This is a genomic window from Haemophilus sp. THUN1691 (assembly GCF_059704425.1).
Window position 1 is genome coordinate 999,974 of record NZ_AP046578.1, and the last position, 22,960, is coordinate 1,022,933.

General features: G+C 37.3%; 19 protein-coding genes, 1 tRNA gene and 1 pseudogene. 14 read left to right on the forward strand and 7 right to left on the reverse strand.

The window, feature by feature from the left end; translation table 11 throughout:
* Nucleotides 1–161: 161 nt before the first annotated feature.
* Nucleotides 162–599, reverse strand: a complete 438-nt coding sequence (dksA, locus tag AC6H0J_RS04900; RefSeq protein WP_005630220.1) for an RNA polymerase-binding protein DksA — start codon at nucleotides 597–599, stop codon at nucleotides 162–164.
* A 259-nt stretch (nucleotides 600–858) separates the two neighbouring features.
* On the opposite strand from dksA, the gene AC6H0J_RS04905 reads away from it, so the two are divergent.
* From AC6H0J_RS04905 to AC6H0J_RS04940, 8 genes and pseudogenes are all read left to right on the forward strand, one after another.
* Nucleotides 859–3,225: a DNA internalization-related competence protein ComEC/Rec2 gene (locus tag AC6H0J_RS04905; protein ID WP_118817059.1), complete on the forward strand. Its 2,367-nt coding sequence runs from the start codon at nucleotides 859–861 to the stop codon at nucleotides 3,223–3,225.
* 40 nt (nucleotides 3,226–3,265) lie between these two features.
* The gene (gene msbA / locus AC6H0J_RS04910) at nucleotides 3,266–5,029 is read left to right on the forward strand and encodes a lipid A ABC transporter ATP-binding protein/permease MsbA (protein WP_005627993.1); all 1,764 of its coding nucleotides are present in this window, start codon (nucleotides 3,266–3,268) and stop codon (nucleotides 5,027–5,029) included.
* Between the two features lie 71 nt (nucleotides 5,030–5,100).
* A complete protein-coding gene (gene lpxK, locus AC6H0J_RS04915; protein WP_046953434.1) occupies nucleotides 5,101–6,099 on the forward strand; it encodes a tetraacyldisaccharide 4'-kinase in 999 nt (332 codons plus the stop codon).
* A 70-nt stretch (nucleotides 6,100–6,169) separates the two neighbouring features.
* A complete protein-coding gene (gene kdsB / locus AC6H0J_RS04920; protein WP_005643449.1) occupies nucleotides 6,170–6,934 on the forward strand; it encodes a 3-deoxy-manno-octulosonate cytidylyltransferase in 765 nt (254 codons plus the stop codon).
* 1 nt (nucleotide 6,935) lies between these two features.
* Nucleotides 6,936–8,765 (forward strand): excinuclease ABC subunit UvrC, encoded by a 1,830-nt coding sequence (uvrC, locus tag AC6H0J_RS04925; RefSeq protein WP_046953435.1) that lies wholly within the window; start codon nucleotides 6,936–6,938, stop codon nucleotides 8,763–8,765.
* Nucleotides 8,766–8,862: 97 nt separating this feature from the next.
* On the forward strand, nucleotides 8,863–9,576 hold the full coding sequence (locus AC6H0J_RS04930) for a TerC family protein (RefSeq protein ID WP_046953436.1): 714 nt from the start codon (nucleotides 8,863–8,865) through the stop codon (nucleotides 9,574–9,576).
* 174 nt (nucleotides 9,577–9,750) lie between these two features.
* The gene (gene gshAB / locus AC6H0J_RS04935; RefSeq protein WP_497512951.1) at nucleotides 9,751–12,039 is read left to right on the forward strand and encodes a bifunctional glutamate--cysteine ligase GshA/glutathione synthetase GshB; all 2,289 of its coding nucleotides are present in this window, start codon (nucleotides 9,751–9,753) and stop codon (nucleotides 12,037–12,039) included.
* Nucleotides 12,040–12,497: 458 nt separating this feature from the next.
* A pseudogene (locus AC6H0J_RS04940) lies at nucleotides 12,498–12,793 on the forward strand (IS3 family transposase); the annotation flags it as partial.
* A gap of 47 nt (nucleotides 12,794–12,840) precedes the next feature.
* Here AC6H0J_RS04940 and AC6H0J_RS04945 read toward each other — a convergent pair.
* Complete coding sequence (locus AC6H0J_RS04945) at nucleotides 12,841–13,167, reverse strand: zinc ribbon domain-containing protein YjdM (protein ID WP_046953438.1); 327 nt, start codon at nucleotides 13,165–13,167, stop codon at nucleotides 12,841–12,843.
* 103 nt (nucleotides 13,168–13,270) lie between these two features.
* Here AC6H0J_RS04945 and AC6H0J_RS04950 point away from each other — a divergent pair, with 103 nt between their 5' ends.
* Nucleotides 13,271–13,825, forward strand: a complete 555-nt coding sequence (locus AC6H0J_RS04950; RefSeq protein WP_114892336.1) for a YtfJ family protein — start codon at nucleotides 13,271–13,273, stop codon at nucleotides 13,823–13,825.
* Between the two features lie 56 nt (nucleotides 13,826–13,881).
* Here AC6H0J_RS04950 and AC6H0J_RS04955 read toward each other — a convergent pair.
* Nucleotides 13,882–13,971 (reverse strand) — tRNA-Ser (locus AC6H0J_RS04955).
* A 180-nt stretch (nucleotides 13,972–14,151) separates the two neighbouring features.
* Here AC6H0J_RS04955 and AC6H0J_RS04960 point away from each other — a divergent pair.
* From AC6H0J_RS04960 to AC6H0J_RS04980, 5 genes are read left to right on the forward strand one after another with little or no spacing between them, the layout of a single operon-like run.
* On the forward strand, nucleotides 14,152–14,814 hold the full coding sequence (locus AC6H0J_RS04960; RefSeq protein ID WP_005628031.1) for a Bax inhibitor-1/YccA family membrane protein: 663 nt from the start codon (nucleotides 14,152–14,154) through the stop codon (nucleotides 14,812–14,814).
* A gap of 59 nt (nucleotides 14,815–14,873) precedes the next feature.
* Nucleotides 14,874–15,938 (forward strand): YcjF family protein, encoded by a 1,065-nt coding sequence (locus tag AC6H0J_RS04965; protein ID WP_005628034.1) that lies wholly within the window; start codon nucleotides 14,874–14,876, stop codon nucleotides 15,936–15,938.
* Nucleotides 15,938–16,612 carry a TIGR01621 family pseudouridine synthase gene (locus tag AC6H0J_RS04970; RefSeq protein ID WP_005628037.1) on the forward strand — a complete coding sequence of 225 codons (675 nt, stop codon included), beginning with the start codon at nucleotides 15,938–15,940 and terminating at the stop codon, nucleotides 16,610–16,612. The genes AC6H0J_RS04965 and AC6H0J_RS04970 overlap by 1 nt, the downstream gene beginning before the upstream one ends.
* A 47-nt stretch (nucleotides 16,613–16,659) precedes the next feature.
* Nucleotides 16,660–17,463 (forward strand): exodeoxyribonuclease III, encoded by an 804-nt coding sequence (gene xthA / locus AC6H0J_RS04975; protein ID WP_005628039.1) that lies wholly within the window; start codon nucleotides 16,660–16,662, stop codon nucleotides 17,461–17,463.
* Between the two features lie 9 nt (nucleotides 17,464–17,472).
* Nucleotides 17,473–18,249, forward strand: a complete 777-nt coding sequence (locus AC6H0J_RS04980; protein WP_114892333.1) for a TIGR01619 family protein — start codon at nucleotides 17,473–17,475, stop codon at nucleotides 18,247–18,249.
* A gap of 51 nt (nucleotides 18,250–18,300) precedes the next feature.
* Here the strand turns inward: AC6H0J_RS04980 and mreD are convergent, their stop codons facing one another.
* The 4 genes from mreD to AC6H0J_RS05000 all read right to left on the reverse strand — a co-directional run bounded on the left by mreD (nucleotide 18,301) and on the right by AC6H0J_RS05000 (nucleotide 22,892).
* Nucleotides 18,301–18,789 carry a rod shape-determining protein MreD gene (mreD, locus tag AC6H0J_RS04985; protein WP_005629096.1) on the reverse strand — a complete coding sequence of 163 codons (489 nt, stop codon included), beginning with the start codon at nucleotides 18,787–18,789 and terminating at the stop codon, nucleotides 18,301–18,303.
* Nucleotides 18,789–19,844 carry a rod shape-determining protein MreC gene (gene mreC, locus AC6H0J_RS04990; RefSeq protein ID WP_005629099.1) on the reverse strand — a complete coding sequence of 352 codons (1,056 nt, stop codon included), beginning with the start codon at nucleotides 19,842–19,844 and terminating at the stop codon, nucleotides 18,789–18,791. The genes mreD and mreC overlap by 1 nt, the downstream gene beginning before the upstream one ends.
* Before the next feature lie 79 nt (nucleotides 19,845–19,923).
* Nucleotides 19,924–20,979 (reverse strand): rod shape-determining protein, encoded by a 1,056-nt coding sequence (locus AC6H0J_RS04995; RefSeq protein ID WP_005629101.1) that lies wholly within the window; start codon nucleotides 20,977–20,979, stop codon nucleotides 19,924–19,926.
* Nucleotides 20,980–21,113: 134 nt separating this feature from the next.
* Nucleotides 21,114–22,892 (reverse strand): ABC transporter ATP-binding protein/permease, encoded by a 1,779-nt coding sequence (locus tag AC6H0J_RS05000; RefSeq protein WP_497512957.1) that lies wholly within the window; start codon nucleotides 22,890–22,892, stop codon nucleotides 21,114–21,116.
* Nucleotides 22,893–22,960 lie beyond the last annotated feature (68 nt).

Below are 22,960 nucleotides of genomic sequence, written 5' to 3' on the forward strand. Positions count from 1 at the left end.
TTTGATATAAGTAAGAATAATTTACTCCGTTTTTTTAGTTGGAAATAAATGACTTAGTTCTTTTTCTGTAAAGAAAAAGGCAAGGGGATTTTTCCGCATTTTTAAATGCAAAAAAGTGCGGCTAATTTTAACCGCACTTTTGTATTTTTCAATAGAATGAATTAACCAGCGACTTGTTTTTCACGGATTTCAGCTAACGTTTTGCAATCAATGCAGAGATCTGCTGTTGGGCGTGCTTCTAAACGGCGAATGCCAATTTCTTCACCACAACAATCGCAGTAACCGAAATCATCTGTATCAAGTTTTTTTAAGGTTGCTTCAATTTTTTTCATTAGTTTACGTTCGCGATCGCGATTACGTAATTCTAGACTGAATTCCTCTTCCTGAGTTGCTCGGTCTGCAGGATCGGGGAAATTGGTTACTTCATCCTGCATATGTGCAACGGTGCGAGAAGCTTCTTCCACGATTTGTTCGTGCCAAGCATTAAGAATTTTTCTGAAATGAAGAATTTGCTCTTCATTCATATATTCTTCATCTTTTTTCATTTGATAAGGCTTAACGCCTGCTAAATCTAGCAAGCTCAATGATGCTCTTGACATCTCTCACTCCTAATACATACAGAATTTAAGCGTGAACTTCACGACTTCCTGTCTTGTTATTTTAGTTTGTTCCTGACAGCACTTTTAGGAACCCAATTTTTGCGGGCGGTATAAATATCAGAAGTTGTTTGTTTTAGCAAGTAAATTTTCCTGAGAAATTTATTTTTACGATATGGATCGCAAAATTTGAGGCAACCGTTTGCATATTTAAATAAAACTAGCCTAGGCTTAGAGAGACTGGAATTAATCTTTTATAAAAATGAAATTAAACTTAATAACTTTAGCTGTCTTGTTAATTGTTGCAGATTTAACGTTGTTATTTCTACCGCAGTCATGGCTACTGACTTGGCAAGTTGCTCTGGTTATTGCGCTTGCTTTGATTTTTCTTTTTATTTTTTTGCGTAGAAATTTCTTAGTTTTTCTTGCTTTTTTTGTTGTTTCTCTAGGGTATACACATCATTCCGCATTCAGCTTGTTACAACAGGCTCAAAGTATTACCGCTCAAAAGCAAGTGGTAACTTTTAAGATCCAAGAAATTTTGCACCAACAGGATTATCAAACTCTCATTGCTACAGCAAAATTTGCGGATAACTTGCGAGAGCAACGAGTTTTTTTAAATTGGAAAGCAAAAGAGGTGCCTCAATTATCGGAAATTTGGCAAGCGGAAATTTCCTTACGGCCACTTTCTGCGCGATTAAATTTTGGTGGATTTGATCGGCAACAATGGTATTTTTCCAAGGGGGTTACTGCTGTTGGAACCGTAAAAAGTGCGGTGAAAATTTCTGATATTTCATCATTGCGCGCAGAAAAATTGCAACAAGTAAAGAAGCAAACGGAAGGATTATCTCTACAAGGTTTATTGATCGCGTTAGCTTTTGGTGAACGGGCTTGGTTAGATAAAAACACCTGGTCAATTTACCAACAAACCAATACCGCACATCTTATTGCTATTTCAGGCTTACATATTGGGTTGGCTATGGGAATTGGATTTTACTTGGCGTGTGTTGTGCAAGTATTTTTACCCACCCGTTTTATTCATCCTTATTTTTCTTTAGTTTTTGGTGTTTTATTTGCTTTAATTTATGCGTATTTGGCTGGTTTTAGCGTACCAACTTTTCGTGCCATTTCAGCACTTGTTTTCGTTTTCTTCATTCAAATAATGAGGCGACATTATTCTCCTATTCAGCTTTTTATGCTGGTTGTTGGATTCTTGCTTTTATGTGATCCATTAATGCCGCTTTCGGTCAGTTTTTGGCTTTCTTGTGGAGCAGTTGGTTGTTTGATCGTCTGGTATCGCTATGTACCTTTTTCTCTTTTTCAATGGAAAAATCACACCTTTTCACCAAAAGCTCGGTGGATTTTGAGTTTATTTCATTTGCAATTTGGGTTATTGATCTTTTTTACGCCTTTGCAACTTTTTCTATTTAATGGCTTATCGCTGAGTGGTTTTTTAGCCAATCTTATTGCTGTACCACTTTATAGCTTTTTCCTTGTTCCCTTGATTTTATTTGCTGTTTTTACCAACGGCGCAGTTTTTTCTTGGCAACTTGCAAATAAGCTAGCCGAAGGAATTACTTGGTTAATTTCTGTTTTTCAAGGGAATTGGTTAAATGTTTCATTTAATTTAGCACTGGTTTTAACTGCATTTTGTGGCGGAATTTTTATGTTAATTATTTGGAGTATTTACCGAGAACCCGAGATTTCATCATCAACCAGGCAAATAAAACGAGCAAAATTTTTTACATTAAATCTTAGTAAACCTTTGCTAAAAGATGAGCGAATCAACGTTTTGCGATGTTCTTTCGGCATTATGTCGCTTTGTTTTATGATTTTGTTGTTTAAACAATTGAGCAAGCCAACTTGGCAGGTAGATACTTTAGATGTGGGGCAAGGCTTGGCAACGTTGATTGTGAAAAATGGTAAAGGGATTCTCTATGATACAGGCCCAGCATGGCAAAGTGGAAATATGGCTGAATTAGAAATTTTGCCTTATTTGCAAAGAGAAGGGATTACTTTGGAAAAGTTGATTTTGAGCCACGATGATAACGATCATGCAGGTGGTGCTTCGGCAATTTTAAAGACGTATCCCAATGTGGAATTTATTACCCCTTCACAAAGAAATTATTGGGAAAATTACCGCACTTTTTGTACTGCTGGACGTGATTGGGATTGGCAAGAGCTACATTTTCAAATACTTTCGCCGCATTCTATTGTGGAGCGAGCAGATAATGCCCATTCTTGTGTGATTTTAGTCGATGATGGAAAGCATAGCGTTTTGCTAACTGGCGATGCTGAAGTAAAAAATGAGCAAATTTTTGCCCGCACTTTAGGAAAAATTGATATGTTACAAGTGGGGCATCATGGGAGTAAAACATCGACAAGTGAATACTTGCTTTCTCAGATTAGACCAGATGTGGCGATTATTTCTAGTGGACGTTGGAATCCGTGGAAATTCCCTCATTATTCGGTTATAGAAAGGCTTCAACGCTATAAAAGTGCGGTAGAAAATACCGCTATTTCAGGGCAAGTACGGGTAAATTTTTTTAAAGACCGATTAGAAATCCAACAAGCACGCACAGAATTTTCCCCTTGGTATGCGCGTGTAATTGGATTCTCGAGCGAATAAAAGGTACAATGCGCGCAATTTTTACCATTAGATAGTGATTATGCAAGAGCAAAAATTACAAGAAAATGATTTTTCAACCTTACAAACGTTTAAGCGTTTATGGCCAACAATTAAACCTTTTAAAGCAGGTTTAGTGGTAGCTGCTATCGCATTGGTGCTTAATGCTTTGGCAGATTCAGGCCTTATTTATTTATTAAAACCTTTGCTAGATGATGGATTCGGTAAGGCGGATCATTCATTTTTGAAAATGATGGCTGTGGTCGTCGTGGGAATGATTTTTTTGCGTGGGATCTCTAACTTTATTTCTAATTATTGTTTAGCATGGGTGTCAGGCAAAGTTGTGATGACAATGCGTCGCTGCTTGTTTAAACATTTGATGTTTATGCCTGTGAGTTTCTTTGACAGAAATTCAACGGGTAAATTACTTTCTCGTATCACTTATGATTCGGAGATGATTGCAAGTTCTTCTTCAGGATCTTTGATTACAATTGTGCGAGAAGGAGCATATATTATTTCGCTATTGGCCGTAATGTTTTACACAAGCTGGGAATTAACGCTTGTGTTATTTGTTATCGGGCCAATTATTGCGGTATTGATCACTATCGTTTCAAAAATTTTCCGTAAATTGAGTAAGAATTTACAAGATTCAATGGGGGAATTGACAGCGACGACCGAGCAAATGTTGAAAGGACATAAAGTCGTGCTTTCTTTTGGTGGTCAGCTTGTCGAGGAAGAACGTTTTAATAAAGTCAGTAACAATATGCGTCGTAAAGGTATGAAAATGGTCACCGCAGATTCCATTTCCGATCCTGTTGTGCAGATTATTGCTTCTCTTGCTTTGGCGGCAGTATTGTTTTTAGCGACTACTCCATTGATTGCGGAAGATAACCTAAGTGCGGGTTCTTTTACGGTGGTTTTCTCATCTATGTTGGCGATGATGCGTCCATTAAAATCTTTAACCAATGTAAACTCTCAATTCCAACGTGGAATGGCAGCCTGTCAAACTTTATTTGCCATTTTAGATTTAGAACCAGAAAAAGATAACGGTACTTATAAAGCAGAACCTGCGAAGGGTGCACTGGAATTTAAAAATGTGAGTTTTGCATATCCAGGAAAAGAGGAACTTGCATTAAATAATATTTCTTTTAGCGTGCCTGCAGGAAAAAACGTTGCTTTGGTTGGTCGTTCTGGATCGGGTAAATCAACTATTGCTAATTTAGTGACCCGTTTTTACGATATTGAGCAAGGTGAAATTTTACTGGATGGCGTAAATATCCAAGATTATCGTTTATCTAATTTACGCGAAAACTGCGCTGTGGTTTCTCAACAAGTCCATTTATTTAACGATACCATTGCGAATAATATTGCTTATGCAGCGCAGGATAAGTATTCTCGCGAAGAAATTATTGCAGCAGCAAAAGCGGCTTATGCTTTAGAGTTTATCGAAAAATTACCACAAGGTTTTGATACGGTCATTGGTGAAAACGGTGCTAGCTTATCCGGTGGGCAACGTCAACGTTTAGCGATTGCTCGTGCTTTATTGCGTAATTCTCCAGTATTAATTTTAGATGAAGCTACATCTGCACTAGATACAGAATCAGAACGAGCAATTCAATCTGCATTAGATGAATTGAAGAAAGATCGTACTGTTATCGTAATCGCTCATCGTTTATCAACCATTGAAAATGCGGATGAAATTCTTGTGATTGATCATGGTGAAATTCGTGAGCGTGGTAACCATAAGGCATTGCTTGAACAAAATGGTGCCTATAAACAATTACACAGTATGCAGTTTAGTGGCTAATTTATTGATTATCGAAAACGCGAGTTGAAAAACTCGCGTTATTTATCCGCACTTATTAGAAAGGATTTTCTATGCCCTTCTGGTATTCCAACTCCAAACTTATTTGGCTCTTATCGCCTTTTTCTTTATTGTTTTGGTTGATTAGCCAACTTCGTCGCGCCTTATTCTCTTTGGGGATAAAATCTTCTTATCGCGCACCAAAACCGGTGATAATTGTGGGAAATTTGTCTGTTGGTGGAAATGGCAAAACGCCTGTGGTTGTTTGGCTTGTGGAAGAATTAAAAAAACGAGGTTTGCGCGTAGGTGTGATTTCTCGTGGTTACGGCAGTAAATCTAAAACTTATCCGTTATTTGTCACTGAAAATACGAATCCAATTGAAGGTGGCGATGAGCCAGTATTGATCGCGAAACGAACCAATGCGCCAGTAGTGATTTCCCCGAATCGCCAGCAAGCGATTGAATTACTCTTAAGCCAAGCAGAGTGCGATATTATTATTTCTGATGATGGTTTACAGCATTATAAATTACAGCGTGATTTAGAAATTGTCGTAATGGACGCTGAGCGTGCATTAGGAAATGGTTTTGTATTGCCTGTAGGCCCATTGCGTGAATTACCAAGTCGATTAAAATCCGTAGATTTTGTGATCACTAATGGTGGACAAAATCAGTATTCAGATGCGGTTATGCGTCTTGTGCCTCATTTCGCGATTAATTTAAAAACCAATGAAAAACGCCAATTAAAGGAATTTCAATCAGGTTTTGCCATTGCAGGGATTGGCAATCCACAGCGTTTTTTTACTATGTTAGAAAAGTTAGGGATTCAATTACAGAAAACTCAAGCATTTCAAGATCATCAACATTTTGAAGCGTCTCAATTAGAAAAAATTGCTGAAAATCAACCGCTCTTTATGACGGAAAAAGATGCCGTAAAATGCCAATCTTTTGCCAAAGATAATTGGTGGTATGTCCCTGTGGATGCGGAGATTATTGAGGCTGAAAAACAAAGTGAAAATTTACCGCTCTTTTGGGACAAAATAGACAAACTTGTGGCGCAATATAGAAATGGCTGAAAGAATTAATCTCCAGTTGTTTTGATTACTTGCCGATAAAGCTGAAATATTAAAGAATAAGGAATAAATTATGTCATTTACTGTGATTATCCCCGCTCGTTTTGCATCAAGTCGTTTGCCTGGAAAACCTCTTGCTGATATTGCGGGTAAGCCAATGATTCAACATGTATTTGAGAAAGCGTTGCAGTCTGGGGCGAGCCGAGTGATTATTGCCACCGATAATGAAAATGTGGCTGATGTTGCCAAAAGTTTTGGTGCGGAAGTGTGTATGACTTCGGTTAATCATAATTCTGGTACAGAACGTTTAGCGGAAGTTGTAGAAAAATTAGCGATTCCTGACAATGAAATCATTGTCAATATTCAAGGGGATGAGCCTTTGATTCCTCCCGTTATCGTGCGACAAGTGGCAGATAATTTAGCAAAATTTAACGTGAACATGGCAAGCCTTGCGGTAAAAATTCATGATGCTGAGGAATTATTCAATCCAAATGCAGTGAAAGTGTTAACAGATAAAGAGGGCTATGTACTGTATTTTTCTCGTTCGGTTATTCCTTACGATCGTGATCAGTTTATGAATTTACAGGATGTTCAGAAAGTACAGCTTGCGGATGCTTACTTACGTCATATTGGTATTTACGCGTATCGTGCGGGTTTCATAAAACAATATGTGCAATGGGCACCGACTCAACTTGAAAATCTAGAAAAACTTGAGCAGCTTCGTGTGTTATATAACGGCGAACGCATTCATGTGGAACTTGCGAAAGAAGTGCCAGCAGTGGGGGTGGATACCGCTGAAGATTTGGAAAAAGTGCGGGCAATTTTAGCGGCGAATTAAAATGTTTGATGCTAAAAAGTTCTTAGCGGATGTCTCTCACGAACCAGGTGTTTATCGTATGTATGACGATAAAGATCAGGTTATTTATGTTGGGAAAGCAAAGGATCTAAAAAAACGTCTTTCAAGCTATTTTCGTAAAAATCTGAGCAGTAAAAAAACAGAGGCGTTGGTGGCATCAATTCATCATATTGACACCACGCTAACTTCATCTGAAACGGAAGCTTTACTGCTAGAGCATAATTTTATCAAGCTTTATCAACCTCGTTATAATGTGTTATTGCGAGATGATAAATCCTATCCATTTATTTTATTAACCAAAGAACGTCATCCAAGAATCACTTCCTATCGTGGGTCTAAAAAATTTGCGGGTGAATATTTCGGGCCTTATCCTCACGCCGGAGCCGTGCGTGAAACGTTATCGCTTTTGCAAAAACTTTTCCCTGTTCGTCAATGTGAAAATTCCGTTTATTCCAACCGCTCTCGTCCTTGTTTGCAATATCAAATTGGGCGTTGTTCCGCACCTTGTGTACAGGGATATGTTTCTGATGAAGAATATAATCAGCAAGTTGAATTAGCGCGCTTATTTTTACAAGGCAAAGATCAACAGGTGTTAGATTATTTAATCGGTAAAATGGAGCAGGCAAGCAGAAATTTAGATTTTGAACAGGCTGCTCGTTATCGCGATCAAATTCAGGCGGTGCGTTCGGTTATTGAAAAACAATTTGTATCCAATGAGCGTTTAGATGATATGGATATTATGTCCATCGCTTACCAACACGGTTTAGCCTGTGTACAAGTGATGTTTATTCGTCAAGGAAAAGTGCTCGGCAATCGCAGTTACTTCCCAAAAGTACCCGCCAATACGGATTTATCAGAACTTACCGAAACTTTTGTGGGGCAATTTTATTTACAAGGTCATCAAGGACGAAGTATCCCGAATAGCATTATTGTCGATCGTCAATTAGCTGAAAAATCAGAGCTTGAGCAACTTCTTACTGATCAAGCGGGCAGAAAAGTGACGATTCAAGAAAGCGTAAAAGGCGATAAGAGTAAATATTTACAGCTCGCACAAGTTAATGCCAAAGCGGCTTTAAATGTACAACTTAAACAATCTTCACGAATGTCAGAGCGTTATCAAGCGTTGTGTGATCTGTTAAATCTTCCTGAAATTAAGCGTATGGAATGTTTCGATATAAGCCACACGATGGGAAATCAAACGGTGGCATCTTGTGTTGTCTTTAATCAAGAAGGTCCAATGAAATCTGATTATCGTCGTTTTAATATTGAAGGGATTACTGGCGGGGATGATTATGCTGCGATGGAACAAGCGTTGCAGAAACGTTATGAGCGTGATTTAGAAGAAGATAAAATTCCCGATATTATTTTTATTGATGGTGGAAAAGGGCAATTAAATCGTGCATTGAATGTATTCCAACATCTTCAAGTAAAATGGGATAAAAATAGACCGCACTTAATTGGCGTGGCAAAAGGTGTGGATCGTCGAGCAGGGCAGGAAGTACTGATCATCAGCAAACAAGACCGCGAAATTCATTTACCTGATGATAGTTTGGCATTGCATTTGATTCAACACATCCGTGATGAAAGCCATAATCACGCAATAAGCGGGCACCGTAAAAAACGTCAAAAAGCCTTTACACAAAGTGGTTTAGAAACCATTGAAGGTGTGGGCGCTAAACGTCGTCAGGCTTTACTGAAATATCTTGGTGGTTTACAAGGTGTGAAAAAGGCGACCTTAGATGAAATAGCCTCTGTACCTGGGATTTCCCTTAAACTTGCCGAAACGATTTTTGAAACGCTCAGAAACGATTAATCAATTATCTCTTAAATGTAAATAACGATTGCTTTTCATCATAAAGCCATTATGATCCGCACTTTCGGATTTATTTAACTTTATTATAGGAAAAATTATGTTTGAATGGATTACTGATCCTGAAGCGTGGATATCACTTGCGACACTTGCTGCTTTGGAGATCGTTTTAGGGGTCGATAATATTATTTTTATTAGTATCCTAGTTGGGCGTTTACCTGAAAGCCAACGCCAGTCTGGTCGTATTGTTGGACTTGGTTTAGCAATGCTGACAAGAATTTTACTTTTAATGTCACTTGCTTGGATGATGAAGCTTACCGCACCGTTATTTACTGTGTTTAATCAAGAAATTTCTGGGCGTGATTTGATTTTATTAATCGGTGGTTTATTCCTGATTGTAAAAAGTTTAGGCGAAATTAAAGAAGCAATCAATCATCAAGAACACCATGAATCTGAAAGCAAAAACAAAGTGAGTTATCTTGGTGTATTAATTCAAATTGCAGTGCTAGATATTGTGTTTTCTTTAGATTCCGTGATTACTGCAGTAGGTATGGCAAGCCACCTTCCTGTTATGATTTTGGCGATTATTATTGCCGTTGGCGTGATGATGTTTGCAGCAAAACCAATCGGCGATTTCGTAGATACGCATCCAACCTTGAAAATTCTAGCTTTAGCCTTCTTGGTTTTAGTGGGAATTAGTTTAATTGCAGAAAGTTTAGATATTCACATCCCGAAAGGTTACATCTATTTTGCAATGGGATTCTCTGTTGTGGTCGAAATGATCAATATTCGAATGAGAAAACGGATTAAATAGAAGATTAAAAATAATTTAAGGGCTGAGTTCTGTGATTTGAGGAACTTGGCCCTTTTAGTTTATTTAGTTAATCTTTATATAACTAAATTATCTATTCAGTTCCATTTCAACATAAATGGGACTCTTTTAGTATGGTATTATTTCAATAAAAGTTTTTATTTGAAAGGGGACATAATGAAATTACAACGATGGGTTAAACAATATCAACTAGGTTTACTTTTTCAGCAGGGTCAATTTGGTTTAGAAAAGGAAAGTCAACGTATTGACGATAAGGGGAATATTGTGACGACCCCCCATCCACGAGTATTTGGTAACCGTTCTTATCATCCCTATATTCAAACAGATTTTGCCGAGAGTCAGCTTGAGTTGATTACGCCACCAAATGCTAAACTGGAAGATAGCCTACGTTGGCTTTCTGCAATTCATGAGGTGGTGCTGCGTTCTTTACCTGAAAATGAATATATTTTCCCATTTAGTATGCCTGCGGGATTACCACCAGAAAATGAGATTCAAGAGGCGCAGCTTGATAAACAGGAAGATGTGGAATATCGAGAGCATCTGTCTAAACAATATGGCAAATACAAGCAAATGGTAAGTGGAATTCATTACAATTTCCAGTTGTCACCTGAATTTGTGAAAGCTGTATTCCTGTTGCAAGATGAATATGTTCATCTTAAAGATTTTCAGAATGCTTTATATATGAAATTGGCTAATAATTTTCTACGCTATCAGTGGATCTTAGTTTATTTACTTGCAGCAAGTCCTATAGTGGAAGCAAATTATTTTTCTCGAAATGGCGTACTGAATTTTCCTTTGAAAGAGGGGCAGTTAGTACGTAGTTTACGTTCTAGTCCCTATGGTTACGTTAATTCATCTAATGTTGTGGTGAATCATGATAACCTTGAAAATTATGTAGAAACATTAGAGTTTCAAGTTAAATCTGGTCATTTGATTGCAGAAAAAGAATTTTATTCTAATGTTCGTTTACGAGGTTCGAAAAAAGCTCGTGAATTGCTAGAAAAAGGCGTTCAGTATGCAGAATTTCGTTTGTTTGATTTGAATCCACTTGAACCATATGGTATCAGTCTAGATGATGCAAAATTTATTCATACTTTCTTATTAGGAATGTTATGGCTTGATGAGACAAGTGGTCAAAAAGAAGTAGAGCTTGGTAAACAAAGATTATATCAAGTATCCCTTGAAGATCCTCGTGAGCAAACAGCATTTCGAGAAGAGGGGGAAGCAATATTGCGCCAAATTATTGATATGTTGAAAATTATCAATGCAGATGAAAGATCGGTTAAAATTTCGGAAGAAAAATTGGTGCAATTGGCAGAGCCAAGTCTAACAGTAAATGGAAAATTGCTTGAAGCGATTGAGCAGGAGGGAAGTTATAAAGCCTTGGGGATAAAACTTGCGAAGCTATATAAATCTCAAGCTTTTAAACGTTTTTATGCTTTATCTGCATTTGATAATATGGAGCTTTCCACTCAAGCTTTACTATTTGATTTGATTCAAAAAGGTGTTACAACTGAAATTCTAGATGAGAATGATCAATTTCTTGCACTTAAATTTGGTGAACACTTTGAATATGTTAAAAACGGTAATATGACTAGCCATGATCAATATATCTCTCCATTGATTATGGAAAATAAAGTAGTGACGAAGAAAGTATTATCAAAGGCTGGTTTTAATGTACCAAAAAGCTTGGAATTTACATCGATTGAACAAGCTGTTGCACATTATGCTTTATTTGAAGGGCGCGCTGTCGTTATTAAGCCAAAATCCACAAATTATGGTTTAGGCATCACAATTTTCAAACAGGGTGTGGCACATAGAGATGATTTTGTCAAAGCGATTGAGATTGCTTTTCGCGAAGATAAAGAAGTGATGGTTGAAGATTATTTAGTTGGTACAGAATATCGCTTCTTTGTTTTGGGGGATGAAACGCTTGCAGTGTTGTTGCGTGTACCTGCAAATGTTATTGGTGATGGAAAGAACACGGTGCGTGAATTGGTCGAGATAAAAAATGCAGATCCTTTACGGGGAGATGGTTCTCGTTCACCTCTCAAAAAGATCGCTTTAGGTGACATAGAATTATTACAGTTAAAAGAACAAGGATTAACACCTGATAGTGTACCTCAGGATGGTCAAATTGTGCAGTTACGTGCTAATTCTAATATCAGTACAGGTGGTGATTCTATTGATATGACTGATAAAATGCATGAGAGTTATAAACAGATTGCTGTAGGGGTTGCTCGTGCGATGGGGGCTAAAGTTTGCGGGGTTGATTTAATTATTCCTGATTTAACAAAACAAGCTGAACCATCCTTAAATTCCTGGGGAGTAATTGAAGCTAATTTTAATCCAATGATGATGATGCATATTTTCCCTTATCAAGGTAAATCAAGAAGATTGACTAAGAACGTCATTAAAATGTTGTTTCCAAATATAGAAATGTAGTATCAACTTAAGTTAAGAGATAAGAAATGATCTGTACCCCAAGAGTTGGATTAAACAAACTAACAATTGAGGTGCAGATTTTATTATGGGTAAACACTACACAATCGAATTTAAATTACAGCTTCTCCAATCTATTCTGAATTGAAAAATGATTATCAGAGAAGCGGCTCATTTTTATAATATTCCCTCAGATACATTAGTTGGAACCTAGTTGAAACGCATTGAAAAAATAGCATAAATAGGCTGATTCCTTGTAATCCATTAGAACGACCCTCTATGAAATAAATATGCCCAAATGCCTCCTTCTAAAACGGAAGAAGACCGCTTACGTTTGATAATTTTACAGCTTGAAGCGGAGGTAGCTTATTTAAAGGAGTTGAGAATGCTCCGACTTTAGAACTAAACCGAACAACGGAAATTATCCAAACGCCAAAGGATTAAACAAAGCTTTTGGTGCCATTTTACATTCAGCCCAAGGCTGTCAGTATCAAATGGTGATTTATCGTCGAATTTTGGCTGAACATGGTATCATTCAAAGTAGGTCGAGAAAAGGGAGCTGCTTCTTGGATAATGTTGCGATGGAAAGTTTCTTTGGGCGATTAAAACCGGAATGTTTTTATGGCCTGGAATTTACAGTAGAGAAGAGATAGTTGATGCCGTCAGGGATTATTTGGATTACTATAATCATCGACGGATTAAACTAAAATTAAAAGGACTGAGTCCAATACAATATCGAAAACAATCCTTTAAATAAGAGTCTAACTTTTTGGGGTCAGATCATTTAGACCGCATTTTTTTCGATTAAGCTTTTTTCAAAAACTCAGATTTCAACATGATTTTGCCGCAATCGACGTTATGATCGCCATTTACTAAGCGGATGTTTTTGAATTTTGTACCTTTTTTCAATACTTCTGATGAACCTTTTAATTTTAAATCTTTAATCAAAAGTACATCGTCGCCATCTGCAAGCAAATTCCCATTGCTGTCTTTTACGATTAGTTTATCGTCATCTGATTCTTGAATTTCATTATTGTCCCATTCATTACCGCAATCAGGGCAAACAAAATTAATTGAATCGTGGTAAACGTATTCACTTTGACATTTTGGGCAATTAGGCATTTGATCCATTGGGTTTTCCTTCTTGATTACATATAATAGGCGCGCGAGTATAGCAAAAAAGATGTCTTTCGCCAAAGCGTGAAAGTATTTGATAAATTTTTGAGGAAAATGTATGAAGAAACAAATTCTTGCCTTAGTTTGTGGCGTGATGTTTAGTAGCTCAACTTGGGCTCACAATTTGCAATTAGAGCAATCTTTACCATCGGTCAAAGTGAGTGAGTATGGTGAAATTGTACTTTCTGGAAAAGATACCGCGTTTCAACCTTGGGGGGCTGCGGGGTTAGCGGGTAAAGTGCGTGTTGTACATCATTTAGCGGGTAGAACTGCAGCAAAAGAGAAAAATCAGCCAATGATTGATGCAATAAAAGCATCTCATTTTAATCCTGCAAAATACCAAACAACGACCATTATTAATGCAGATGATGCGATTGTTGGTACAGGTATGTTTGTAAAAAATGGTGCACAAAAAGGAAAACAGCAAAATCCACATAGCCAGGTTGTATTAGATGATAAAAGTGCAGTGAAAAATGCTTGGGGATTAAATCCTAAAGATAGTGCAATTATCGTGTTAGACAAAATGGGAAAAGTAAAATTTGTGAAAGAAGGAAAATTGTCTGATAGCGATATTCAGGCTGTTATTTCACTAGTGAATGGATTAACCAAATAATGTAATACAAAGTAAAAATCCCTAAGCCTTTCGACTTAGGGATTTTTTAATTCTGATGGCGGAGGAATAGGGATTCGAACCCTAGGAGGGCGTAAACCCTCGCCGGTTTTCAAGACCGGTGCCTTCAACCACTCGACCATTCCTCCGTGATTGATGGGCGTAGTATAATGAATATTTTATTGATGTAAACAGAAATCTCATGATTTAAGTTTAGGTGATGATAATTTATTCATTTTGATGAAATTAATTCTATCAATACCATTGACTTTTTTACCCCTAACCCTTACTTTACAAGAGACTTTTTACTTATTCTACAAGGAGCTTTTATGCAATCACGTCTTATTGTGGATGTTCAGCAGGAATCGCTACTCAGCACACATAAAGTGTTGCGTAACACGTATTTTTTATTGGGATTAACCATGGCATTTTCAGCGGTTGTTGCATTTATTTCAATGAGCCTAAACCTGCCGTATCCAAATATTATTGTGTTACTAGTGGGTTTTTATGGTTTACTTTTCTTAACAAATAAATTAGCTGATCGTCCTGCTGGTATTTTGGCGGCCTTTGCTTTCACCGGATTTATGGGGTATACCATCGGGCCAATTTTAAATATGTATGTGGCACGTGGAATGGAAGATTTGATTATGCTTGCATTCGCTGGAACTGCTATCGTATTTTTCGCGTGTTCCGCTTATGTATTGACTACGAAAAAAGATATGTCATTTTTATCAAGCGCAATGTTTGCATTATTTATTGTGCTATTGCTTGGTATGGTGGCAAGTTTCTTCTTCCAAATTCCTGCGTTATCAGTCGCAATTAGTGCATTATTTGTTGTGTTCTCTACAATGACTATTTTGTATGAAACCAGTAATATCATCCATGGAGGTGAAACGAATTACATTCGCGCAACCGTGAATATTTATGTTTCAATCTACAATTTATTCTTGAGTTTATTAAGATTACTTTCTATCTTCTCAAACGATGAATAATGATTGAATTTTGACATTGTGACCCCACTTTTCAGTGGGGTTATTTTTTGGAATAGGCAATGGAAAAACAAATTTTTGAACATGCAGTCAACGTTGAGGAAGAACAATATCAGCCTAAGCAAGAGTTTCATCATGTAGAAACAAAGCTGGATGAACCCTTAGAAGGGGAATTACTTGATGCTCAACTTGAACAGGCATTGAAACCAAAATCAGGTTTTGGAAAAACTTTATTAAAATTTACCGCACTTTTATTTGGTGCGGCGACAGTTGCGCAATCTGTGCAGTGGATTTGGGATAGCTATCAACAACATCAATGGATTTATCTTGCTTTTGCTTTAGTCAGTTTAATTGTCATTTTATTGGGTATTAAAGAGATTATTGGTGAGTGGCGACGTTTAGTTCGTTTAAAAAAACGTGAGCAATTGCAACAACAAAGTCAGCAAATTTGGTTAGAGAGTGCGGTAAAAAATGGTGATGTTTTTTCTGTTCATAACTCAGAAAAAAGTAAAGTTCTTTGCTTAGATATTGCAAAATCGCTACGTTTGGAAAATGACTCTCCAGAGGTAATTCAATGGCAACAGCAATTAAATGAAGCTTATTCAGCGCAAGAAATTACACATTTATTTAGTCGTAATGTTTTGTCTACTTTTGATTCACAAGCTAAAAAATTGATTAGTAAAATTGCTGCTGAATCAGCGGTGATTGTCGCGATTAGTCCACTTGCTGTAGTGGATATGTTTTTTATCGCGTGGAGAAATCTTAGATTAATGAATAAGATTGCTGAGATTTATGGAATTGAATTGGGGTATTTTTCACGTATTCGATTGTTAAGAATGGTATTGGTCAATATCGCTTTTGCTGGGGCAACCGAAGTGGCACAAGATATTGGAATGGATTGGCTTTCTCAAGATGTAACAGCAAAGCTTTCTGCACGTATAGCTCAAGGAATCGGCGTGGGATTGCTCACTGCTAGATTAGGCGTGAAAGCAATGGAGCTTTGTCGCCCATTAGCATTTCAATTAAATGAAAAACCAAAGCTCTCACACATTCAACAGGAATTACTTCGCTCGGTAAAAGATATTGTTCTCGGTAAAAATAAAATTTACAAAAAGGAGCAAGTCTGATGAAAATCGAGGTTGCTTATCAACATAGCGATTTTATTATTATCAACAAGCCTGAAGGTATTAGTGTTCATAAAGATCAAGAAGAACAAGGCTTAACAGAACTTGTTGCAAAACAACTGAATGTGCCTCAAGTATGGTTAGTTCATCGCTTGGATAAAGTGACGTCGGGTCTATTAATTTTGGCATTGAATGCTGAAAGTGCGGCTGAATTTTCACGACTTTTTTCTGAACATAAAATTCATAAAACGTATTTGGCATTAAGTAACCAAAAGCCTAAAAAGAAACAAGGATTGATCGTCGGGGATATGAAGAAAGCCAGAGATGGCGCATGGAAACTTTGTCAAACAAAAGAAAATCCCGCAATTACCCGTTTTGAGAGTGTAAGTTGTGAACCTAATTTACGTTTATTTATTTTAAAACCACAAACGGGGAAAACGCATCAATTACGTGTTGCGATGAAAAGTTTAGGTAGCCCGATTTTAGGCGATGGACTTTATGGTAAAAATACTGAAAAAATTGACCGCACTTATTTGCATGCTGCTCAATTGGAATTTGATTATTTGAATGATTTTATTTCGGTAACTTGTTTACCCTCTCAAGGTCAATTTTGGATTAAATCCAGTGTGTTTGAGCAAATTAAGGCTTATCTGACAAAGCCGTTTTTATCAAAATAGAAATCTCTGTATAATAAAGACAATTTTACTCTTTAATAGGAACAAAAATGAAATTTATCTCTTTTAATATAAATGGTTTACGTGCTCGACCACATCAACTTGAAGCCATTATTGAAAGATATCAGCCAGATGTAATCGGCTTGCAAGAAATTAAAGTCGCTGATGAGGCTTTTCCTTATGAAATTACAGAAAACTTAGGTTATCACGTATTTCATCACGGACAGAAAGGTCACTATGGCGTAGCATTATTGACTAAACAAGAACCTAAAGCGGTTCGTCGTGGTTTTCCAACAGACAATGAAGATGCGCAAAAACGCATTATTATGGCTGATCTTGAAACTGATTTTGGTTTGTTGACCGTAATTAATGGCTATTTCCCGCAGGGGGAAAGTCGTGCGCACGAGACTAAATTTCCAGCTAAAGAGAAATTTTATGCGGATCTTCAACAGTATTTAGAAAAAGAACATGACAAATCGAATCCTATTTTAATTATGGGCGATATGAATATTAGCCCAAGTGATTTAGATATTGGTATCGGAGATGAAAATCGTAAACGTTGGTTACGCACAGGGAAATGTTCTTTCTTACCTGAAGAAAGAGCGTGGTATCAACGTTTGTATGATTATGGATTAGAAGATAGTTTTCGTAAGCTAAATCCAACAGCAAATGATAAATTCTCGTGGTTTGATTACCGTTCTAAAGGTTTTGATGATAATCGAGGTTTACGAATTGATCATATTTTAGTAAGTCAAAAATTGGCTGAGCGCTGTGTCGATGTGGGCATTGCATTGGATATTCGAGCAATGGAAAAACCGTCTGATCACGCACCGATTTGGGCTGAATTTAAATAGGAAAGCGAAATGGATATGGCAAATTGGCAGAATTATCGTTCTACTGTGAATGGTATGCCCGCCGTGTTTACCGCAAATATTGAAGATGTTGAAAAATATCACGGTAAAGATCTCGATAAAATAGTGCAATTCACAATCGCTTATAAGGCAGATGATGAAACTGGTTTGCCCTCAGAAATTGAATACGATAAGTTAATTAATCGTGTATTTAAAATTCTGGCGCAATTAACCGCACTTCCGAATGTATTTTTTGCCGGACATTTTATTTGTAATGCCCAAGCTAAAATGCATTTTTACTGTGAGCATGAAAATCTTGTTGTAGAAACTTTACAGCAAATTGATTTTGTTAAAGATATTAATGTGCAAAAGGATTTAAGTTGGGATACTTATTTTGACTTTTTGCTTGCTTCTCCATTAGAGATTAAATTAAATGCAACGGAAGAGTTACTTGATTTGCTGAAAAATAAAGGTCGCGATTTAAGTGATACGTATCTGGTGGAGCATAGTTTTCATTTTGATGTAGAAGAGAAAATGTTCCCTTTTATGGATGAGCTTAGTTTAGGAGATTATTCTTTCACGACATTACAATATTCCGCACAAGCTATTCAGTTTAATGAAGATGATGAACCTTATTTCTTGGTAAAATTAGAGCAAGAAATTTCATTAGATAATGGTGAGATTTTTGAACAAGTAGAACGTTTTGAAAAACTGGCTGGTCAATTTGCGGGAGAGTATATCGGCTGGGAATGTGATTCTTTGATGGATTCTAATAAACAGTTGAATTAGCTTTTTAGATACTCGTAAGTCATAAAAAAGAGAGATATTTATCTCTCTTTTTTAATGTAATTTAACTTTTCGGCGCATTTTACGCATTAATAAAAATACCCATGGCCATAGTATTCCCGATGCTAAAGCCCCAAAGATTTCTTGCCAGTTAAAAAATGCGGTATGCAGGGAGAATTCAACTAAGAAAATAGCTAATCTGACAATAAACACAAACGCAATCACTAAAAGGCTTTGAAACCAAAGCGATAAATTTCTGAGTACGAGATAGTTTTTTGCCACAAAATAAATTGTCACAGAAAGGACTAAAGCATGAATGCCTAATGTGGAACCTAGGATTAAATCCCATACAAGTCCTAATAAAAATGCCCATCCAATACTGACTTTATTTGGAATAGCCAGAACCCAGTAAAGTAAAACGAGAACTAACCAAGCTGGCTTAAATGCTTGAAAACCAAGCGGCCAGGGTGCCAGTTCTAGCACTAATGCCACGACAAAGAAGCTTAAAATTGTGAGCCATTGTAAAATAAAGCGAGTTTGCATTAATCTTCTTCCCTATGTTCTTGTTGTTCTGACGGTACAGCTTCTTCATTTTGCGGTGCATCGGTTGGGATTTCAGGTTCAACCGTTGATTTATCCTTATTTTCTTGAAGATTATCGTCTGTTAATGGGGCTTTTTTTACTTTGTAATCAGCTTCATTCGCTTGGCTTTCTAAACGTTTTTGCACTAAATTACGCACTTCTTCTGGAGACATAGATTTTACTTTAGACATATCTAAATTGCTTGGCCAAAGCAGCAATACATAGCGTAAGCGTTCAAGGGCCGCGAGAGGTTTGGCTTTGACCGTCGCAAAGTAATTGGAACCATCGCGTGAAACGCTTTGTACAACCGCTACTGGATAGCCTTCAAGGAAACGACCACCAAGACCAGACGTTACAAGTAAGTCGCCTTTTTCGATATCTACAGAACGAGGTACATTATCAAGAGTTAGCTCATCAGTATGTCCTGTACCACTTGCAATGACGCGAACATCGTTACGTAGAACTTGTACTGGAATAGAATGAGTGACATCAGTTAAGAGTAGTACTCGGCTGGTATTCTCTCCCACAGAAATAATTTGACCAATGACGCCTTTTTCATCAATTACAGGCTGACCTACATAAGCACCGTCTTTTTCGCCTTGGTTAATAACAATTTGTTGACGATAAATATCTGTTTCTGCGGTTAAAATTTCAGCAATCTTTTTGTATTCATCGGTGCGTAAAGGGGAGTTTAACAATAAACGTAAACGCTGATTCTCGACTTTGAGTTGATCTAGTAAGAGTAAATCTGCATTTTTTTCACGTAATTGTTCGCGTAATACTTTATTTTCGATTTGTAATTTACTGGTATCTACTAAATTATCAGATACCCCATCTAATACTGTACGAGGGCTATTGGCAAGATAATAGAGGCCACCCACTGCAGTTTCCATGGCGCTGCGAGCTTTAGTCATTGAATTAGTTTGACCATCAGCTAAGATTAAAGAAAGGGAAGCTGCTACAGCTAATAATAATCGAATGCCAAGCGGGGGGGCTTTACCGAAAATAGGCTTCATTAAGCGTCCTACATTGAGATAAAAAGATTAAAAGGAAAAGTGCGGTCATTTTAACCGCACTTTTTATTTTTGTTCTAAATTAAATTTCGTCACTAAAAATGTCGCCACCGTGCATATCGATCATTTCTAATGCCTCACCGCCACCGCGAGCAACACAGGTTAATGGATCTTCTGCGATAATTACTGGAACGCCAGACTCTTTAGAGAGAAGCGTATCAATATTACGCAATAGTGCACCACCACCAGTTAACACCATACCTCGTTCAAAAATATCAGCAGCGTGTTCTGGTTGACATTCTTCGAGTGCAGTTCGAACAGCCGCAACAATACCATTTAATGGCTGTTGGATAGCTTCTAAAACATCGCGTGAGGTTAAGGTGAATGAACGAGGTGCCCCTTCAGCAAGGTTATGACCATGCACTTCCATTTCTTTAATTTCATCACCTTCTTGAATGTAGGCTGTACCGATTTCTTGTTTGATTCGTTCTGCTGTTGGCTCACCAATAACAGAACCAAAAGTACGGCGAACATAAGAAATAATCGCTTCATCAAAACGGTCACCGCCGATACGAACTGAAGAAGAATATACGATACCGTTTAAAGAAATTACAGCGACTTCAGTTGTCCCGCCACCGATGTCAATTACCATCGAACCAACTGCAGTAGAAACAGGTAATTTAGCGCCGATTGCAGCTGCCATTGGTTCTTCAATTAAATATACTTCACGCGCACCAGCACCGATTGCGGATTCTTTAATTGCACGACGTTCTACTTGTGTTGCACCAGCAGGCACACAGACGAGTACACGAGGGCTTGGACGCATAAAATTACCGCTGTGAACTTGTTTAATAAAGTATTGCAACATTTTTTCTGTAACAAAGAAATCTGCGATTACGCCATCTTTCATTGGGCGAATTGCAGCGATGCTTTTGGGTGTACGTCCAAGCATTAATTTTGCTTCTTTACCTACAGCAGCGATGCTTTTTAGTGAACCAACGCGATCTTGTCGAATGGCAACAACGGAAGGTTCATCTAAGACAATACCTTGACTTTTTACGTAAATTAAAGTGTTTGCTGTACCTAAATCAATAGAAAGATCATTTGAGAAAAGTCCACGAATTTTTTTAAATAACATAATTATTCCATTCTAAAATCAGAGTTAATTTTGTTTGGCTGAAAAAGTGAAATTATTTCACAGCCAAGCACGCAAAAAAATTGTGCTAAATGTACCAAAAAATGTGTTGAAATTACAGTTGTTTTTCGTGTTTTTTACGTTAGTTGCCACTGGCCTTTATCTTGTAGGGTCAGTTGTTGCTGATGTAAAGCTTTCAGCGTTGAATGGTGGCCAACACTGATTAGTGTGGTTTTTGGTAGCTCTTGTTTTAATAGTTGATACATCGCAAATTCTAAACCTTCATCCATACTTGCTGTGGCTTCATCTAAGAAGGCGACGGCAGGTTTGTGTAGAATCAAACGCGCAAACGCTAAACGCTGTTGCTCACCAAGAGAAAGAATACGCGTCCAGTCTTGTTCTTTTTCTAATTGTTCAGCCAAATGTCCTAGTTGCACTTTGTTTAATATTTCTACCGCTTGCTTATGTGAAATATTGTCAGGCTTATTGGGATAAGTTAATGCCGACATCAAATTTCCTTGTGGCACATAGGGTTTTTGCGATAAGAAAAGTTGACTGTTTGTTGGGCAAATCACTTCACCTTCTGCGTAGCTCCAGAGTCCTGCGATTGTTCGTAAAAGAGTCGTTTTCCCTACACCAGATTTTCCTTGAATGAGTAAGCTCGCTCCTTGCGGTAGCGTAATGTTGAGATTTTCTACCAGAGTGTGACCTAATGGATTTTTAACACTTAAGTTGTTGAAAATAACATTTGTAGGGTGATTGTAGATTTGTGCCTGCGACTCATGATTCACCATTTCAATGGCATAGCTGAAACCAGTTAAACGGTCAAGCGTCGCTTTATACCCAGCAAAACTATCATAAGTATTACGGAAAAATGAAAGATTGCTGTGCAATTTTCCAAATACTTGTAAAGTTTGCATTAAATCACCGAGTTTTATTTGTTTTTCAAAGTAACGTCCAACTTGAATTAACAATGGAAAAACAACAGAAACTTGACTTACAACTAAGTTAAATCCTGAAAATTTTAGTGTTCTAAATACGATTACCCACATGTTATGGATGACAGCGTTGAATTGTTGGTAAAGCTGATTTTTTTCTACTTTTTCACCTGCGTAAAAAGCAATGCTTTCGGCATATTCTTTTATGCGAATTAAAGAATAACGGTAGTTTGCGTTTAAGCGTTCATTAATAAAATTTAACGATATTAATGGTCGACCGAGCCAAAATGCAATGAGGGTAGTGAAAATGACATAGCCAAACACTAAGAACACCATCATATGTGGAATTTCCATGCCAAGTACCATCATTGGACCCGCTAATCCCCATAACAAAATCGTGTAAGAGATCATCGAGGTGACCGCATCAATCACTCCGGTGCTTAAAGAAAGCGTGGTTTTTACATAAGATTGGACATCTTGTTGAATACGTTGATCGGGGTTATCTAGATTTTCTGATAAATACTGTGTTTTGTAATAGGCTCGATGTGCCATCCATTTATCAACAAGCTGTTCATTAAGCCACTCAATCCAGTTGATGACGAAACGTTGTTCTAAATAATAGCTTACTAATGCTGCTGAAACAGAACTTGCAGCAATGACGCAGAACAAGCCCATTTGTTGCCAAAATACATGTTCATTAAATTCTTGCAATGATGTGTACATATTTTTGTACCACTCAGAATGCACTAGGCTGATACGCACACTGAGTAATGTCATCGCAACGATAAGCAGAAAGAATAGGATAGGTTTGATGCTGCGTTTAGGTGAAAGATAGCCACCTGCAAACATCCAAAATTGTTTTCCCCATTGGGTAAAACGCACCAAAAGAAAAATGCCGAAACTAAAGACGACTGAGGTGATGGCTAGCGTTTGTAAAATCCAAATAAGAGAAGTAATGGCTTCTTGGCCGTAATCCATAAATATTCCATCCGAGATAGAAATGCGGTGAAAAATAACCGCACTTTTTGTAAAAGGGTCAAAAATTT

What these genes read in the sequence shown, in the direction of transcription:
- dksA (WP_005630220.1), bottom strand. Translation starts at nt 599, where the DNA reads ATGTCAAGAGCATCATTGAGCTTGCTAGATTTAGCAGGCGTTAAGCCT.
- AC6H0J_RS04905 (WP_118817059.1), top strand. Translation starts at nt 859, where the DNA reads ATGAAATTAAACTTAATAACTTTAGCTGTCTTGTTAATTGTTGCAGAT.
- msbA (WP_005627993.1), top strand. Translation starts at nt 3,266, where the DNA reads ATGCAAGAGCAAAAATTACAAGAAAATGATTTTTCAACCTTACAAACG.
- lpxK (WP_046953434.1), top strand. Translation starts at nt 5,101, where the DNA reads ATGCCCTTCTGGTATTCCAACTCCAAACTTATTTGGCTCTTATCGCCT.
- kdsB (WP_005643449.1), top strand. Translation starts at nt 6,170, where the DNA reads ATGTCATTTACTGTGATTATCCCCGCTCGTTTTGCATCAAGTCGTTTG.
- uvrC (WP_046953435.1), top strand. Translation starts at nt 6,936, where the DNA reads ATGTTTGATGCTAAAAAGTTCTTAGCGGATGTCTCTCACGAACCAGGT.
- AC6H0J_RS04930 (WP_046953436.1), top strand. Translation starts at nt 8,863, where the DNA reads ATGTTTGAATGGATTACTGATCCTGAAGCGTGGATATCACTTGCGACA.
- gshAB (WP_497512951.1), top strand. Translation starts at nt 9,751, where the DNA reads ATGAAATTACAACGATGGGTTAAACAATATCAACTAGGTTTACTTTTT.
- AC6H0J_RS04945 (WP_046953438.1), bottom strand. Translation starts at nt 13,167, where the DNA reads ATGGATCAAATGCCTAATTGCCCAAAATGTCAAAGTGAATACGTTTAC.
- AC6H0J_RS04950 (WP_114892336.1), top strand. Translation starts at nt 13,271, where the DNA reads ATGAAGAAACAAATTCTTGCCTTAGTTTGTGGCGTGATGTTTAGTAGC.
- AC6H0J_RS04960 (WP_005628031.1), top strand. Translation starts at nt 14,152, where the DNA reads ATGCAATCACGTCTTATTGTGGATGTTCAGCAGGAATCGCTACTCAGC.
- AC6H0J_RS04965 (WP_005628034.1), top strand. Translation starts at nt 14,874, where the DNA reads ATGGAAAAACAAATTTTTGAACATGCAGTCAACGTTGAGGAAGAACAA.
- AC6H0J_RS04970 (WP_005628037.1), top strand. Translation starts at nt 15,938, where the DNA reads ATGAAAATCGAGGTTGCTTATCAACATAGCGATTTTATTATTATCAAC.
- xthA (WP_005628039.1), top strand. Translation starts at nt 16,660, where the DNA reads ATGAAATTTATCTCTTTTAATATAAATGGTTTACGTGCTCGACCACAT.
- AC6H0J_RS04980 (WP_114892333.1), top strand. Translation starts at nt 17,473, where the DNA reads ATGGATATGGCAAATTGGCAGAATTATCGTTCTACTGTGAATGGTATG.
- mreD (WP_005629096.1), bottom strand. Translation starts at nt 18,789, where the DNA reads ATGCAAACTCGCTTTATTTTACAATGGCTCACAATTTTAAGCTTCTTT.
- mreC (WP_005629099.1), bottom strand. Translation starts at nt 19,844, where the DNA reads ATGAAGCCTATTTTCGGTAAAGCCCCCCCGCTTGGCATTCGATTATTA.
- AC6H0J_RS04995 (WP_005629101.1), bottom strand. Translation starts at nt 20,979, where the DNA reads ATGTTATTTAAAAAAATTCGTGGACTTTTCTCAAATGATCTTTCTATT.
- AC6H0J_RS05000 (WP_497512957.1), bottom strand. Translation starts at nt 22,892, where the DNA reads ATGGATTACGGCCAAGAAGCCATTACTTCTCTTATTTGGATTTTACAA.